Origin of the sequence: Arthrobacter sp. SDTb3-6, assembly GCF_013376095.1 — a bacterium.
Classification (GTDB): Bacteria; Actinomycetota; Actinomycetes; order Actinomycetales; family Micrococcaceae; genus Specibacter.
The window spans coordinates 1-15,480 of sequence record NZ_JAAMFN010000038.1 but is presented as its reverse complement, the minus strand read 5'-3'; the positions used below and the strand labels follow the sequence as shown (position 1 = coordinate 15,480).

The window sequence follows — 15,480 nt, the reverse complement described above, 5'->3', positions numbered from 1 at the left end:
CAGGTCCCGGGCTCGACGACCGGGACCGGTGGCTTGCGCCGCAGCATGCCACGCGCCGCCCCTGGGGGCGGTGTCCTGATTGAGTGCTTCTGCGGCACCTCGGGTGGAGTGATGGTGTGCCGGGCGGCCAATGCCGGGCCCGGCGGCGGGGGCCGGATGCTCCTAGGGGCTGGCGCGTGGGCGGGGCCAACGGGGTTGGCGGCCGCTTTCGACGTCAGGCCTCACCTGGAATGCTGCACTTCCTTGCATGAATTCCATGTGTTCCAGCCTCGCTCGTGACCGGCCGGCATGCTCGTGTGGGCCACCTTTAACTCTGGAACGCTGCCCAGTCCCTGTCAAGGGGAGGGCGCCCTACCCGCCCTGCACGACGGCGGCCGTCGCCTCGGCGATGGCGCGCTCCTCGTCCGTGGGCACCACGAGCACCGGAAATGCCGAGCCGGGGGCGCTGACCACCCGGGGCGAGCCGGAGCGCACCAGGTTCGCCTCGGCGTCGAGCACAAGTCCCAGGGCCCCGAGCCGGCCCACCACCCGCGCCCGGAACGCTGAGGAGTTTTCCCCGATCCCGGCCGTGAAGATAAGCGCCTGCGCGCCGCCCACCGCCACATGGTAGCCGCCAATGTACTTCGCCAGCCGGTGCGCCGTGACGTCCAGGGCGGTCTGCGCCCGCCTGTCCCCCGATTCTGCGGAGTCCACTATGGCGCGCATGTCATTGTTGCCGGCAAGCGCCTTGAGCCCGGATTCGCGGTTGAGCATGGTGTCGATCTCATCGGCGGACAGGCCCTGGCGCTGAAGGTAGATGAGGATGGAGGGGTCCAGGTCGCCGCTGCGGGTGCCCATGACCAGGCCCTCCAACGGGGTGAAGCCCATCGACGTGTCCACACTGGCTCCGCCCTGGATGGCGGACAGCGACACGCCGTTCCCCAGGTGGGCCACCACCGCGTTGAACTCCGCCAGCGGGATGCCCAGCAGCTCCGCCGCCCGTCCGGTGACGAATTCGTGCGAGGTCCCGTGGAAGCCGTAGCGGCGGATCCCGTATTGGCGGTACAGGAAATCCGGCACGGCGTAGCGCCAGGCGTGTTCGGGCAGCGTGCGGTGGAAGGCGGTGTCGAACACAGCCACCTGCGGCATCCCGGGCCACTTGGCGGTGATGGCCCGGATGCCCAGCACGTTCGCGGGGTTGTGCAGCGGTGCCAGCGGGTTCAGCCGTTCGATGGCCCGGGTGATCTCATTGTTGACCAGCACCGGTTCGCCAAAGCGTTCCCCGCCGTGGACCACACGGTGTCCGACGGCGTCCAGCGGCTTTTCCGCCAGCACGCCTTCCAGCTCGGCCGCCACCTGGTCCATGGCGACGCCGTGGTTGGCCGGGCCGCCGGCGCCCTCGCCGATGCGCTCAATCAGCCCGCCCGCCTGGACTTCGCCGGTGGTGGTGTCCCGCACCTGGTATTTCAGGGAGGAGGAGCCGGAGTTGATGACAAGAACGCGCATTAAGATTCCTTCGTTTCACTGCTCGGGGCCCGGCCGGCCGGGCTTGCCGGGGCCTTGGTTTCGCCAGGCTCAACCACCGGCGCCCCAGGCTCAACCACCGGCGCCCCTTGGGCCTGGATGGCGGTGATGGCCACGGTGTTGACGATGTCCTCCACGGTGCAGCCGCGGGAGAGGTCGTTGATCGGCTTGTTCAGGCCCTGCAACACGGGCCCGACGGCCACGGCGCCGGAGGACTGCTGCACCGCCTTGTAGGTGTTGTTGCCGGTGTTCAGGTCCGGGAAGATGAACACCGTCGCCTGCCCGGCCACCTCGGAGGCGGGCAGTTTGGACGCGGCAATCGAGGCGTCCACGGCGGCGTCGTACTGGATGGGGCCCTCGATGGCCAGGTCCGGGCGGGCGGCCCGGGCCAGCGCCGTGGCCCGGCGCACCTGGTCCACGGCCGAGCCGGAACCGGAGCCTCCCGTGGAGTAGGAGAGCATGGCGATGCGCGGCTCCACGCCAAACTGCAAGGCGGTCTCCGCGGACGCGACGGCGATGTCCGCCAGTTGTTCCTCGTTGGGTTCGGGGTTCACGGCGCAGTCGCCATAGACCAGGACCCGGTCCGCCAGCAGCATCAGGAACACGGAGGAGACGATGCTGACGCAGGGGCGGGTCTTGACGAATTCGAGGGCGGGGCGGATGGTGTTGGCGGTGGTGTGGGCGGCCCCGGAGACCATGCCGTCCACGTGGCCCAGCTGGACCATCATGGTGCCAAAGTAGGACCCGTCCGCCATGACCTCCCGCGCCCTCGCCAGGTCCACGCCCTTGTGGGCGCGTAGCCGCTGGTACTCCACCGCGAAGCTTTCGCGCAGTGGCGAGGCCTCCGGGTCAATGATCTCCACTCCGTCCAGGTCCACCCCGTGGGCGGCGGCCAGCTCCCGGACGGCCTGCGGCCTGCCCAGCAGCACCAGCCCGCACACGTCGCGCCGTTGCAGGATCTCGGCCGCCTGCAGCACCCGGGGGTCGTTGCCTTCCGGCAGAACGATCCGCTTCCGGTCGCTGCGGGCCCGTTCGACGAGCTCATGCAGGAAGCGCAGCGGCGTCATGGTGGCCGGGCGGGGCAGGGACACCCGTTCGAGCAGTTCCGCCTCGTCCACGCTGCGCGACCAGGCCCCCATCGCCGCCGCCACTTTCCTCCGCTGGCCCGAATGGATCTCGCTGCGCACCTCGCTGACGGCGCGCGCGGAACTGTAGGTGTCGTCGTCGTTCGTAAAGACCGGGAAGGGCGCGTGCGCCAGGATGGGGAGCACATTGGGGTCCGGGGCCAGACCGCCGGTGAGGATCATGCCGCCGGGGACGGGGAATTCGGGCGAGAAAGCGCAGGCCAGGGAGGCAACCATGACGTCGGCGCGGTCGCCGGGGACGATCACCAGGTCGTTCGCTTCGAGCAGGTGGAGGAAGTTTCCCACGGTCATGGCGGCGACCTTGATGGCGCGGACGTCGCGGTCCATCTCGGGGCTGCCGGCGATTTGGCGCAGCTGCAGGGCCGCGGCCACCTCGCCGACCGTGGGCAGGGAGATTTCGGGGATTTCCGGGATGACGTAGACGGGACGGCTGCTGGCGCCGGGACGGACGGCCGCCTTGATGGCCGCCGCTTCGCCCGGTTCGGCACGGTTGACCATCATGGCCAGCAGGGAGCAGTTTGCCGCCACGAGTTCCTTGCGGGCCACGTCCACGGCGTCGGCCGTTTCCTCCACCGTCAGGCCGCGGGCGCCAACGACGGCGAGCACGGGCAGGCCCAGGTTGTTGGACAGGCGGGCGTTGAGGTCGAATTCAACGGCCGCGTCCTGGCCGGTAAGGTCCGTTCCCTCCACAATGACCACGTCGCACTTCTTGGCGATGTCGCTGTAGATTTCCACGCAGCGCGCATCGATTTCGGCGCGCTCGCCGGCCGCCAGGAGTGCCCGCGCCTCGGCGCCGCTCATGCCGCTGCGGCACACCCCGGCGTCGAGCCTGTAAATGCGCCTGAGCATGGCCACCGTGGGATCGGGTTCGGCACCGGCGGTGATGGGCCGGAAAAAGCCGATCCTGTCGGCATGCCGGTGCAGGGCGTCGGCAAGGCCCAGTGAGACAAGCGTCTTGCCGGAGCCGGGGGTCGTGGCGCTGATGTAAATACCGCGGGTCATGGTCAGGGCCGCCTTTCGTCCGTGTTCTCCCATCCAAGCACGGCGCGGCCCCGACGGGGGGACAAAGCAGTGCGGATCACCCCGGTTCTGGAAAATGATGTTGAAGCCGTCACAGACATGGCCCCGGGGACCGCGGCTGCGGCTCCCAATGCCGGGCCGCTGCAGCTGGGCTCCGGGCGGGCCGTCCGCGCGTACACCCGGACGCATAGGGTTGGGGCATGGACATCTTGTTTGGCCAGGTCACGGACCCCTCGCAGGCCTTTTCCCTGGCGTTCCGGCTCCTGGGGACCCTGATCATGTGCACCGGCCTTGCCCTGCTGGTCCGGCGGGTTGAGGTCGGCTGGTGGCTGGCCGTGGGATCGTTTGCGCTGGAAATTCCGGCAGCGTTCTTCACGATTTCCCTGGGCCTGCCGCTTTCGTCCGGCAGCCTGCTGCCCTATGTGGCCGCTTCCTGGATCGCGCCGCTGGTGGGCGTTGGCGCCGCGCTGTACGGGTTGGCCTGGTTTCGCAAGGCGCCCCTGTCCGGGCCGCTGGTGCGGGACCTCGCCCTGCGCCGATTCCGCCCGGCCGACCTGGCGGCACCGGTGCTGGTGGCGGTGGTTTTTGCCGCCGCCTCCCTGCTGCCAGCGCTGGCCCTTTACGGGAGCCTGGCCGGCCCCGGCGGCCTCTCCCGCTTCCCCACTGCCACCGTCCTCGCCTCGGGCTTCCTCACCGGGCTGCTGCCCGCAGGACTCGTGGGGCTTGCCGCCCGCTCCCGCTGGTCGTGGCTCCCGATTGCCGCCTCCTCCGTGGCGTCCCTTGGCGGTACAGCCCTGTCCGCGCAGGGCTCGGTGCTGATCTTCCTGTTCATGGCACAGGCGGCAGTAGCGGTGTTCGGTTTCGTCGCGTGGGGCCGGCTGCGCAGCGAAGCCCTGGTGCCGCCGGGCTCCTGAGCGCCATGGCCGCCCCGCGCTTTCGGCAACCACCGCCCGGCAGCACAATTTTCGTTGACACCCCGCGCCGGCGCGTGGTCAACTGGCAGTGTTCCGCAAACTTGCCGGTATTCGACCCTAAGGAGGACCCCATGAATGTTCGTGCAGCCGTTCGCGCCCAAAACATCAGCTTGTCCTTCCACAGGAGTCGATTCACCCATGAAGTTTTCTGCTGACCAACAGCACCTCGAAACACCCTCTTTTTCACCCATCAAGCTCCGCCGCCGCACGCCCCCGCGCGACAGCTTTGACCCGGATCCCCGCCCAGCCGACTGGAACGTGCTGGACGATTCCCTGGCCGAAAACCAGCGGTGGTCCACCTGGCCCGAGCTCGAAAGGCTCATGCGCGGGCCCGCACCCTATCCGGACTTTGTCATCGAGGACGCCGCGGCCGTTGACACCGACCTCGGCGTGCTGAAGACGGGCAAGGAGGCGGACGTTTTCCTCGTGGAACGCGCCACCGGGTCCCGCAGCGCACTGCTCGCCGCCAAGCGCTACCGGTCCGCGGACCAACGCCTGTTCCACCGCTCGGAGGCCTACACCGAGGGGCGTTCCGTGCGGCGATCCCGCGACGCCCGCGCCATCAAGGGCGGGAGCACGTACGGCCGGGCCGTGGAAGCCGCACGCTGGGCCGACGCCGAATGGACGTACCTGCGCCTGGCACACGAATCCGGCATTCCCGTTCCCTACCCGGTCCAGATCTTCGGGACAGAGATCATGATGGAGTTCATCGGGGATCCCGCCCACCCCGGGGCGGCCGCGCCGCGCCTGCAGTCCACCCACCCGGGGCCCGTGCAGCTGCGCGGGTACTGGGAACAGGTGGTGGAGGCCATGCTTGGCTTCGCGCGGATGGGCTTTGCCCACGGCGACCTCTCCCCCTACAACGTGCTGGCCGCCGGTGACCGCCTGGTGGTCATCGACCTGCCGCAGCTGGTGGACCTGGCCGGAAACCTGCAGGCCACGGAGCTGCTGGCCCGCGACTGCCGGAACATGTGCACCTGGTTCGCCTCCCGCGGACTGGAGGCCGACGACGGCGCCCTCCTGGGCGAGCTCCTCGCCGCCGCCTGGTGAGACGGGGCGGCCTTCGTTCCACTGCGGCCCCGTCCAGGCGCCGGGGCGGACACCCCTCAGCCGGGCGGATTCGATGAGTTCCGCCTCGTCCGCCGCGCCGGGCCCGGAGGCAAGCTGGCGCCCGGCCCACGGCGCCTCGGCGGCGATGATGTCGCCGAACGTCTCCGCGAGCGGGCGCCGCACCAGGCCCCACTCCAGCGCCCGGGCATCGGAGCGCTGCGCAAAACCAGCGTAGCCCCCGTCCAACGGCAACACGAGCGGCAGGGACCGCGGCCCGCTCCAGGGCCCTACGCCGTCGTCGTCCATGGCGGACAGCGGGTAGGGGGCAAGCTGAGGGTTGGTGGTGGCGGCCTCCCGGGCCGAAATGGGCGCGGCGGCCAGCGGCACGGCGGCCCGCACCGCATTGACGGCACCCGTGCGGCCGGCCAGCCCGGCCTGCAGGATAAAGGCGGCGAGGTCGCGGACGTCGATGAGTTGCACGTACTGCCGGTGGCCGCCGCCGTCCTGCCAGGGTGCCGGCACCGGTTCCCGCCGGTCCGCCAGGCGCAGCGGCCAGTACGTGCTGCGGCCGGTGGGGTCTCCGGGGCCGCCGATCAGCCCGGACCGGACCACCAGCGCCCCGTCCCCGCGGGTCGCCCTGGTCAGCCGTTCGCACCCCGACTTGGCCTCCCCGTACAGCTCCGGACCGTCGGCCTGCGTGGACTCCAGCGGCCGGAGCAGCACGGCGTCCTCGCGGGCGCCCGGGACGGAGTGGTCGGCGTAGACGGAGCACGAGGACACCAGGACCCACCGCCGGGCCCGGGGCGAGGGGGCCTCCACGGCGGTCCGGGCATGGGCGGGGTCCTGGGCAGTCCCACCAGCAGATCCCAGTGCTCCGTGGCGGGCCGGGCGTAGGCGCCGGGCCCGCCACGGTCCACCACGACGGCGGCCGCGCCTGCCGGTGACCCGCCGGATTCCCCGCGGGCCAGGCAGGTGGCGCGGTGCCCGGCGGCCAGGGCCCGTTCCGCGATGGTCCGGCCCAGCCACGCGGCGCCGCCGAGGGTCAGGATGTTGGCCATGGGTTCCACCCAACCCTGCCTGGCGCCGGGCGGGCAAGTGGTTTCACGCCCAGCGGATGGACACGGGCACCCAGCCTGGTGGCATAGGCTTCCACGGTGAACATTGACCAACCGCTCAACGCCGCCGCCGACTGGTGGCACGCCGTGCTGGCCGGATTTGTCCGCAGCTCCGCGCCCGCCGTGCCCGTTTCCGTGCTGGCGGCAATTGTGGCGGCCGCCGTCGTGCTGAGCATCCCGCGCGCGTCGTGGCGCTGGTTCGGGCTGTACGTGACGTTTGTGCACGAGCTCGGCCATGCTTTCGCCGCTCTCATGGCCGGCCGCTACATCCACGGGCTGACGATCGGACTGGACCATTCCGGGCAGCTGGTCAGCAGCGGCCGGCGCGGCTTCAGCGCCACGTGGTCCGGCTTTTGGGGCTACCCGGCCCCGGCCGTGGTGGGCGCGGCGCTGGTCTGGTCTGTGACGGCGGGATGGGCCGGCGCCGCCATGTCCATCGGCGCCCTGGTGCTGCTCGTGGCCTTGGTGTTCCTGCGCAACGCCACCGGCATCCTGGTGGCCCTGGCCAGCGCGGCCGTGGCCCAGGCACTCGTGATGCTGGCCGGCCCCGCAACGGTCAGCTATGTGGTCCTTGCCCTCGGCATCGCCCTGGGTGTGGGGTCGGTGCGCGACTTCTTCAAGGTGGCGGCCGTGCACACCAGCCGCCGGAACCGGCTGGCCAGCTCCGACGCCTGGATCCTCTCCCGCTCCACGGGCGTCCCGTCCTTCGTGTGGCTGGCCGGGTTTGCCCTGGTCATCGCCGCCTGCGCCGCATCGTCCGCCTGGCTGCTGTGGGGGATGGTGGCCTAGCCGCCACGCACCGCATAGTGGAGATGGACGACGCCGTTGTCGAAGCTGCGCCGGTCCAGCAGTTCCAGCCGGGTCCGGACGGCGTCGGGCAGGGCGCGGGTCCCGGCGCCGACGATGATGGGGGCGATGAACAGGTGGACCTGGTCCACCAGCCCGGCGGCGAAGGCCTGCCCCGCCAGCCCGGCGCCGCCCACGGAGAGGTCCGCACCGGCGTCGGCCTTCAGGGCGCGCACGGCGTCCGGGTCAAAGGCGGTCTCGATGCGGGTCCTGGCGGTGTCCGCCTGCGTCAGGGTCCGCGAATACACGACCTTGTCCGCCAGGTGCCACAGGTTGGCAAAGTCGCGCGCCACGCGGGTCAGGTCCGTCTGCCCGTACATGGTTTCCCAGACCTTCATGGTCTCGTACAGGCGGCGTCCGTACAGGTAGGTGCCGATGGGGCGTTCCAGGCCGTTGATGAACGCATGCTCGTCGTCGTCCGGCACGCCCCAGTCAAAATTGCCGTCGGCGTCGTTGATGTAGCCGTCCAGCGACATGATGGCGGCGTAATGGAGTTGCGCCACGGCGGCCTCCCCTTCAAGACGGCGTTGCGGTGTACATGCCGGTGCCTCAAGTATTCGCCTTTTCGCCGCGTTGCGGCAGCCTATTTGCCCAGCTTTTTCAGCAGCCATTTCACCGCAGCGTCGCCCTGGCTCGCGAACGGGTTCTCATCCACCACGTAGGTCCACGTGGACGACGCCCGGCGCACGCCCGCCGCCGCCAGGTCCGCGGCACCGTCCACCACGGCCAGGCCCGCCAGGGTTTCCCGGGCGCTGTCCGCGGCCCTGTCCAAAAACCCCTCGAAGGCGAAGATGGTTTCGCGCCGGTATTCATCCAGCGGGTTTTGCCGGCCCAGGGCGCGCAGGTGGATGGCGGCGCGCTGCTCGGACAGCAGGGCCAGGTGGTCGCTCCAGTGCGCATCGAGTTCAAACAGCATGATCTGCCGGCAGGCGCGCACCAGTTCCCCCGCACCGAGTGAACGGCGCAGCTCCCCCAGTCGTTGCACCCCGCCAAACGGTTCCATGGCTGCCGCGTCGTCCGTGAGGATGCGGTCGCGTTCGGCCAGGACCACGCGCCGCTGGTAGGCGATGAGCTCGTTGTACTTCCAGGAATTTTCCTGCGTCGTGAAGCGCTCCTGCTCGGCGAGGCGCTGGGTGCGGTCCAGCAGCCGGGACACGCCCGCCCGGGTGACGAGGCCGGCGTCGTCCGCTTCCCCGGCGAGGGAACTGCTCAGTTCCAGGCCGTGGACCTCCTGCCCGTTGGCCGCCGGGTCCTCGATGCTGGAGTAGATGATGCTGGCGCCGGGATCGCCCTGCCGGCCGGCGCGGCCGCGGAGCTGCGCGTCCAGCCGGGGCGACCAGAACCGGCCCGCGATGACCACCAGCAGCCCGCCCAGCGCCGCCACCTCGCCGTGCGCCGCCGTGCCGGCCCCCTTGCCGCCGAGCAGGATGTCGGTGCCGCGCCCGGCCATCTGCGTGGAGACCGTGACGGCGTGCTTCCGCCCCGCCTCGGCAATGATGCCGGCCTCCAGCGCGTCGTTGCGGGCATTGAGGACCTGGCAGTCCACGTTCCGTACGCCCAGGGCGGCGGCGAAGCGTTCGGAGGCGGCGACGTCGTGCGTCCCCAGGAGGACCGGCCGCCCCGCGGCATGGGCGGCCACGACCGCCTCGACGACGGCGGCGTCGCGCTGTTCCGCTGTGGCATAGATGCGCTCGGGCAGGTCCTGGCGGATGCACGGCTTGTGCGGCGGGATCTGGCCGGCGTCGAGCAGGTAGTGGGTGCGCAGGTATTCGGCGACGGCCACGGCGGTGCCGCTCATGCCGGTGACGGTGGCGAAGGAACGAACCAGGTCGCGCACCAGCAGCTGGTCCAGGACCTCGCCCTGTTCGGTCTTCAGCAGCCCTTCCTTCGTCTCCACGGCCGCCTGCAGCCCGTCGGGCCAGCGCTGCCCCTGCGCCACCCGGCCGCGGGAATCGGAGACAATCTGGGCCTGGCCGTCACGCACGATGTAGTCGACGTCCCGCTGCAGGAGCACCTCGGCGTGCAGTGCCGTGTTGATGGAGGAAAACAGGGGCGTGCCCTCCGCCGAGTAAAGCTCGACACCGGGCCACCTCGCCTCGGCGCGCCCGATCCCGGCGTCGGTCAGCGAAACGTTCCGCCGGTCCGCTTCCACGGTGTAGTCGGTGCCGGGCTCCAGCCCCCGGACAAAATCCGCCACGTCCACGCCCTGCAGTTCGCTGCGCGCCCGGCCGGCCAGGACCAGCGGGACCACGGCCTCGTCCACCAGCACCGAATCGATCTCGTCCACGATGCACGCGTCAAAGGGCTGCAGCACGGCTTGGTCCGGTGCGGTGCGGCTGCGGTCGCGCAGGACGTCGAAGCCGAGTTCGTTGACGGAGACGTACAAGACGCCGGCCCGGTACGCCTGCCGTTTCCCCTCCGGGGTGCCGGCGGAGGTCACCGACGCGGCCGTGATGCCCAGGGCCTCGTAATAGGGCCCCATCCAGGCTGCGTCCCGTTGCGCCAAGTAGTCATTGACCGTCAGGACATGGACGCGGCGGCCGCCCAGGGCCTGGGCGGCCGCCACGAGCGCGCCCACGAGGGTCTTGCCCTCGCCGGTGTCCATCTCCACCACGGTGCCCTGCAGCATGGTGGCGGCGGCGAGCAGCTGGGTGTCAAAGGGCACCATGCCCAGCGCCTGGCCGGCCAGGATGCGCGCGCTAAAGAGGTAGTCCTCCAGGCGCTGCCCGGTCCACGGCTTGTGGCCTTCCGTGGCGAGCTGCCGGACGATGTCCTGTGCCTGGGCCAGGCCCTCCCGGGGGCTGGCGGCCGCCGCGCGTTCGGCGGCACGGCCGGCGGCCCCGCTGAATGTGGCCGTCTCCGCGAGGCCGGGGGTGTTGAACAGCCAGTTCTTGAATTGCCGGGGGAAGCGCACGGTGCCTCGAGTCGTTGGGGCGGATCCAGCCTGTGGTCCTTCCAACGTACCCGCGGCTCCGGGCGGGCGGCAACACGGCGGCGAGCCGGTCAATCTACGGCCGCTATACGGCGGCGAGGCCTGCACCACTGCCTGCGACCTCAGCGAGACTGATTACGCCGCCATCTTCAACCACCCGGCCGAATTCGCGGGCCTGCGCCAGCCCCTTGCCGAACTGAAGTCTGGAATTCTTTGTAACCTTTTTACGTCCAAAAGCATTCAGAACGGCGTACCGCAAGTCATCCAATGCGGCGTCACCCTTTCCCGTCAGTTCCGCAACAATCGCGTTGGCCAATTCAATGGGGCTCACCTCGTCAAAATCCCGCTCGCCTTCCGCGCAGCTGCGGTACAGCAGCCACTTCTGGGGCTCAACGTTTTCCGGCCAGACAAAACCGAAATCATCGCGAAAAACCGAAGACTTCCCAACTTGGTGCACAATGCTTTTTACGCGGTCCTTGCCGACCCGCTTCAGCCCAAAGGCGTACCCCACCAGCTTGGCCAAACGCTCAATGTGGATGGGTGCCTCTGCATCCACAATGTCCTCGACAACAGCCCGAACTTTCTGTTGGCTGTCCTTCGTCCGCAACCGGTCCAAAGTGTCAGGGTCCCCCATGAGTGACACGTCCCACGGCTCCCATCTGGTCTCATGGGTGGCTGGGCTCAACTGTCCGAACGTCGGGAATGACGGCGGGTCAATGAACACATCGCAATGGAGCTCTCCTGGGATGTACGAGTCATGACACCCGTCGGAGTCCACGGCCTTCGACACATCGACGGCATGCACGTCCAGCGCAACCGCGGGCTCGGCATCTTCCTTGACCAAATCATCGACAAGGCTGGCATGCACTGCGGCCACGTCCCCCGACCGTTGGCCATCGCCGATGTGGTTCAAGACAATCCGGACAGTGTCGAGGAAGTGAGTGGCGTCAAAGTGGCTGAACTCGTCGTTGTGGGCCCAGCGCTTGCGGAATATCCGCAGTATTCCGCCGTAGCAACTCATTGTGCGGTTGCGGTCACCCTTGTCGAAGGGAAACCCAATGGCGCCCAGCCGCTCAGTGACCATGCGCAATTGCAGCGCGACGTCGTGGCTCTGATATTCATATCCGACCTTGCCACGGTTCACATCCAATTCGCGCAAAACCACTGGCCATTCCGTTCCTCCGATGATGGGGTCCATAACCTTTCGGATGTGGGCATCCAACCCCTGGCCCAAGATCGCAATCGCGTTGTTTACTGCCTCATTCGGTGTCATGCCCATGCCCCCAGATTTGTGTTTTTCCATTACTCGAAACTGTAAGTACGGGGTCTGACATCCTGGCCCGTGCTACCGCTCCAAGTCCTCCACCGTGACCACGGGTCCCTTGTACGCCACATCGATGGCCTTGAAATGGGCGCGGCCGCACAGGATTTTCGCCTTCTCATCCGGGTGCAGTTCGTCGATGTTGGTCGTAGACTTTGTCTCGGCCACAAGCGACACCTCAATTTCGCGTCCTTCATGGGTTTCCTTGCGCAGGATGGCCCAGTCGGGGTTGTAGCTGCCTAGGGGCGTGGGAACCTTGAACTTGGCCGGCAGCTTCAAGTACGTAAGAACGTCGTCGTACATGTCATCCAGCGCCTTGGCGAAGTCTTGCTCCACCTTGGAGTCGTAGCGCACATGGCTGTAGATGGAGAACTCCACCTCTTCCAGGTACTTACTGTCGACTGGGCCCTGGCCCTCCTCGATGGTGTCCAGCTCCCATTCGAAGTTGGGGTCTTCCCGGTCGATTCTGGAATAGCGGATTCCCTCGACCATGAGCCGCGCCTTGCTGTCGTTGATGGTGCGCGCCAACAGGTCCAAGACCCCTTGGGGGTTGATGTGGAGCTGGCCCAGCCGCCCGGACTGCACCACAATTTTCGCCACGGTGGCCCGCGTCAGTCCGGTCTCACGTTGGAGATAACCAATCACATCGGGAATGCGCTGCTTTGGTGCCACATCCGAGTACACCTTGGGAATGCTTGCCAAGTGCGCATCCACGCCGCCACGCTTCTGTTCGGTGCCGGCAGTGATGTCCACTGAGGCGTCCATATAGCGGATCTTGGGGGCAGCAACGGCAAGCTGCGTCTGTACCTTGCCAACGACGTCGGCCACCAGCTTTTCGCTGTCCACGCCCACCTGGTAGCGCGTTCGTGGGCGGATGCTGTGCCACAATTTTGTGAAATTCGGATCCTTCTTCAGATCCACCTTGATCTTGACCTCCACCTGGTCGCGGTCGTTCTTGACCCGTCCGCCGTCAAACTTGACGCCGGTGTCCTCCTCAATTTCGCTTTGCAGCGCCTTGGCAAAGTCTTCGTAGTGCTCGTTGGCAATGACTGTGAGCCTGTTGACTTGAGGATCAAAGCTGCGGACACCGGATTCGTTGACGGAGAGGCGCAGGCCGCGTCCGATCTCCTGCCGCTTTCGGTCCTCAGACTTTGATTCGTTGAGCGTGCAGATTTGAAAGACGTTCGGGTTGTCCCAGCCTTCGCGCAGCGCGGAGTGGCTGAAGATGAACCGGCGTGGATTGTCCAAATCAAGCAGCTTGGTCTTGTCCCGCATGATCTCGTCATAGATGGCCTGGTCGTCGGCTGTGACACCGCTGGTGTCCTTTTCGGTGCCAGTCTTACTTTTGGCGAAGTAGCCGCCGTGCACCAGATCGACGTCCGGCAGCTCAAGCTTCGAAAAGCGTTCCTCGCCCTTCAATTGGGCATAGGACTGCTCGAACCAGCGCCGGATCTTTGGCCCCGCCTCGGTGGGTCCGGCGTAATTTGCCACCCTGTCGATGAAGATCACGGAGAGAACCTTGACCCGCGCCCCCGGTTCAGTGAGCCGGGTCCTCAAGAATTCCTCATGCTTGAGATGCTTTTCAACGGTTGCGAATACCTGGGCCTTCATGATGGCGTCCCGGTCCGCGCTCTGTTGCTCCCCGACCGCCAACGTTCTGTCGTTGGCGAACGTCACCGTCTTGTCCAAAGCATTGATGTCTTCCACAACCCAACCGCGATACTGGCTCAGCCCACCGGAGAGTTCCTGCAGGTCAGTACGCTGTTTAGAGACCACGAAGGGCTTTTGGGTGATTCCTTTCGGACCTTGATAGTCGATGACCAGCGTCGCCTGTACAGATGATTTCAGCGCCACGATGCTCTTGACCAGAATGTTTGTTGCATTCAAGTCATGGTCAGCCAGCACGGAACGGACCATGATCTGTTTGACGAGACCGAGATCGTATGCCCGCACCGGGTCAAGCCGGTGAATCTGGTTGTAGCGATCCTTGTGTGTCGCCGAATAGCGCAGGGTGAAGAGCGGCTGCAGTTGCGCAATGGCGGCCTTGCTCTTTTTGCTCTCCATCTTTTGCGGCTCGTCCATGATGACGATCGGCCGGGTTTGGGAAATCATGTCAATCCCCTGGCCCAGCCCCTCAATGTCCTTGTAGAGGACGTTGCCGGCCCGCTTAAAGGAATCCAACGTCATGACCATGACCTTCAGATCATTGTCCCGGTTGAAGCTGCGCACCTTGTTGATGTCCTTGGACTGGTACACCCATGCATCCATTGACTGATTTTCGAAGACTTCGGCGAAGTGTTCCTTCATGGTCTTGAGGCTCTGGAGCACGCCTTCCCGAATGGCCACCGAAGGCACCACGATGATGAATTTCCGCCAACCGTACTTCTTCCGCAGCGTGTGGATGGTCCGCAGGTAGACGTAGGTTTTACCCGTGCCGGTTTCCATTTCGACGCTGAAGTTGCCCCAAGAGAGCAACTTGTCTGCCGAATGGCTCATGTCCAGCTCTGAGTCTCGATCGCCGGCCAATACACGGTTGTTCTCGTTTGCCTGGACAGCCTGCAGATTGATCAGTAGCTGGTCGTCGGAGATCACGAGGCGGTTGCCCACCCCTGATTCTGTGAGGAGCGCGCCTTCTTCGACATAAGAGCTTTCAAAGGTGCCCTGGGCCAGGGGCTGTCCTTCAAAGAGGTCGACGACGGCGGAAATCGCCGAAAGTTGGTACGCCTGGGTCGCGTCAAACTGAATCTTCATGGGTTTCGCCTATACCGTCCGCAGGGCGTCGTCTTTGTCCGGATCACTGTCCGAACGGCGCGCGGCAAACTGGTGGCGTGCGTTGACCTTGAGCGAATCATTGTCGCCGAACCCGGAATCGAGCAAATACAGCTGCTGGACCGGCGGTTCCAGGGCCAGCACCCCGTCGATGAACTCCTGGGTGATGGCGCGATTGGCGCTGACGGCCACGAGCCCGTCCATGGCCAGGGTGACGTCGGCGCCGGCAATGCTGACCTTCTGCAGGTCGGTGTCCAGCCGGATTCCGGCCTTGAGCAGGATTTCATAAACAATGCCGTCGTCGTCAGCATTCGTATTGATGTTGTCCACGAACGCTTCGAGGTCCTCGGCCAGCAAAGTATCCGTCTCCACATCCCAGTTGCGGAAGTTCGAAGCACCCAGTTTGAATGCGCGGAAACCGACATCAAGGTCCTGTCCCGTAAGCCCAACTTCGGCCTTGATTTTGGTTCCGGCACGACGAACACGTTCACGGGTGATGTCTGAAATTTTGGGGAATTCCGGGTTGTCCGTGGCTTCAGGAAGCTGCACAAGAATGAAACGTCGGTTGCCACCATCCTCAGCATTCTGCTGCATGACCGCATGGGCCGTTGAACCAGAACCAGCGAAGAAGTCAAGAATCACCGATTCGGATGACGTCATAGTTTTTAGGAAATATTGGATCAAAGTCGAAGGTTTTGGAAACGAAAAGACTTTCTCGCCAAATAGAGCGACCAATTCCTTATTGCCATGCTCAGTTCGCCCCACTTCATCAATGTTCAATTCCGAAGAAATGGGAGACATTGGT

10 protein-coding genes are annotated in these 15,480 nt (G+C 66.5%); 3 read left to right on the top strand and 7 right to left on the bottom strand.

Annotated features, from left to right (window positions below; all coding sequences use genetic code 11):
• Window positions 1–351: 351 nt before the first annotated feature.
• Window positions 352–1,485 carry an acetate kinase gene (locus G6035_RS15970; RefSeq protein WP_176618096.1) on the bottom strand — a complete coding sequence of 378 codons (1,134 nt, stop codon included), beginning with the start codon at window positions 1,483–1,485 and terminating at the stop codon, window positions 352–354.
• The gene (gene pta, locus G6035_RS15965; protein ID WP_176618095.1) at window positions 1,485–3,650 is read right to left on the bottom strand and encodes a phosphate acetyltransferase; all 2,166 of its coding nucleotides are present in this window, start codon (window positions 3,648–3,650) and stop codon (window positions 1,485–1,487) included. The genes G6035_RS15970 and pta overlap by 1 nt, the downstream gene beginning before the upstream one ends.
• 218 nt (window positions 3,651–3,868) lie before the next feature.
• On the opposite strand from pta, the gene G6035_RS15960 reads away from it, so the two are divergent.
• The 3 genes from G6035_RS15960 to G6035_RS15950 all read left to right on the top strand — a co-directional run bounded on the left by G6035_RS15960 (window position 3,869) and on the right by G6035_RS15950 (window position 7,596).
• Window positions 3,869–4,582: a hypothetical protein gene (locus G6035_RS15960; RefSeq protein ID WP_176618094.1), complete on the top strand. Its 714-nt coding sequence runs from the start codon at window positions 3,869–3,871 to the stop codon at window positions 4,580–4,582.
• Between the two features lie 198 nt (window positions 4,583–4,780).
• Window positions 4,781–5,692, top strand: coding sequence for a serine protein kinase RIO (locus G6035_RS15955; RefSeq protein WP_176618093.1), 912 nt, complete (start codon window positions 4,781–4,783; stop codon window positions 5,690–5,692).
• Between the two features lie 1,154 nt (window positions 5,693–6,846).
• Window positions 6,847–7,596, top strand: coding sequence for a M50 family metallopeptidase (locus G6035_RS15950; RefSeq protein ID WP_256883872.1), 750 nt, complete (start codon window positions 6,847–6,849; stop codon window positions 7,594–7,596).
• Here the strand turns inward: G6035_RS15950 and G6035_RS15945 are convergent.
• The 5 genes from G6035_RS15945 to G6035_RS15925 all read right to left on the bottom strand — a co-directional run.
• Complete coding sequence (locus tag G6035_RS15945) at window positions 7,593–8,156, bottom strand: dihydrofolate reductase family protein (protein ID WP_176618092.1); 564 nt, start codon at window positions 8,154–8,156, stop codon at window positions 7,593–7,595. The two genes, G6035_RS15950 and G6035_RS15945, sit on opposite strands and share 4 nt — an antisense overlap.
• Window positions 8,157–8,236: 80 nt before the next feature.
• Window positions 8,237–10,567: an accessory Sec system translocase SecA2 gene (gene secA2 / locus G6035_RS15940; RefSeq protein ID WP_176618091.1), complete on the bottom strand. Its 2,331-nt coding sequence runs from the start codon at window positions 10,565–10,567 to the stop codon at window positions 8,237–8,239.
• Between the two features lie 103 nt (window positions 10,568–10,670).
• Complete coding sequence (locus tag G6035_RS15935; protein ID WP_176618090.1) at window positions 10,671–11,888, bottom strand: DUF3320 domain-containing protein; 1,218 nt, start codon at window positions 11,886–11,888, stop codon at window positions 10,671–10,673.
• A gap of 42 nt (window positions 11,889–11,930) precedes the next feature.
• Complete coding sequence (locus G6035_RS15930; protein WP_176618089.1) at window positions 11,931–14,657, bottom strand: DEAD/DEAH box helicase family protein; 2,727 nt, start codon at window positions 14,655–14,657, stop codon at window positions 11,931–11,933.
• Between the two features lie 9 nt (window positions 14,658–14,666).
• Window positions 14,667–15,480, bottom strand: an 814-nt coding sequence (locus G6035_RS15925) for a DNA methyltransferase (protein ID WP_218063292.1), incomplete at its 5' end; no start/stop codon positions are given.

What these genes read in the sequence shown, in the direction of transcription:
- G6035_RS15970 (WP_176618096.1), bottom strand. Translation starts at nt 1,485, where the DNA reads ATGCGCGTTCTTGTCATCAACTCCGGCTCCTCCTCCCTGAAATACCAG.
- pta (WP_176618095.1), bottom strand. Translation starts at nt 3,650, where the DNA reads ATGACCCGCGGTATTTACATCAGCGCCACGACCCCCGGCTCCGGCAAG.
- G6035_RS15960 (WP_176618094.1), top strand. Translation starts at nt 3,869, where the DNA reads ATGGACATCTTGTTTGGCCAGGTCACGGACCCCTCGCAGGCCTTTTCC.
- G6035_RS15955 (WP_176618093.1), top strand. Translation starts at nt 4,781, where the DNA reads ATGAAGTTTTCTGCTGACCAACAGCACCTCGAAACACCCTCTTTTTCA.
- G6035_RS15935 (WP_176618090.1), bottom strand. Translation starts at nt 11,888, where the DNA reads ATGGAAAAACACAAATCTGGGGGCATGGGCATGACACCGAATGAGGCA.
- G6035_RS15930 (WP_176618089.1), bottom strand. Translation starts at nt 14,657, where the DNA reads ATGAAGATTCAGTTTGACGCGACCCAGGCGTACCAACTTTCGGCGATT.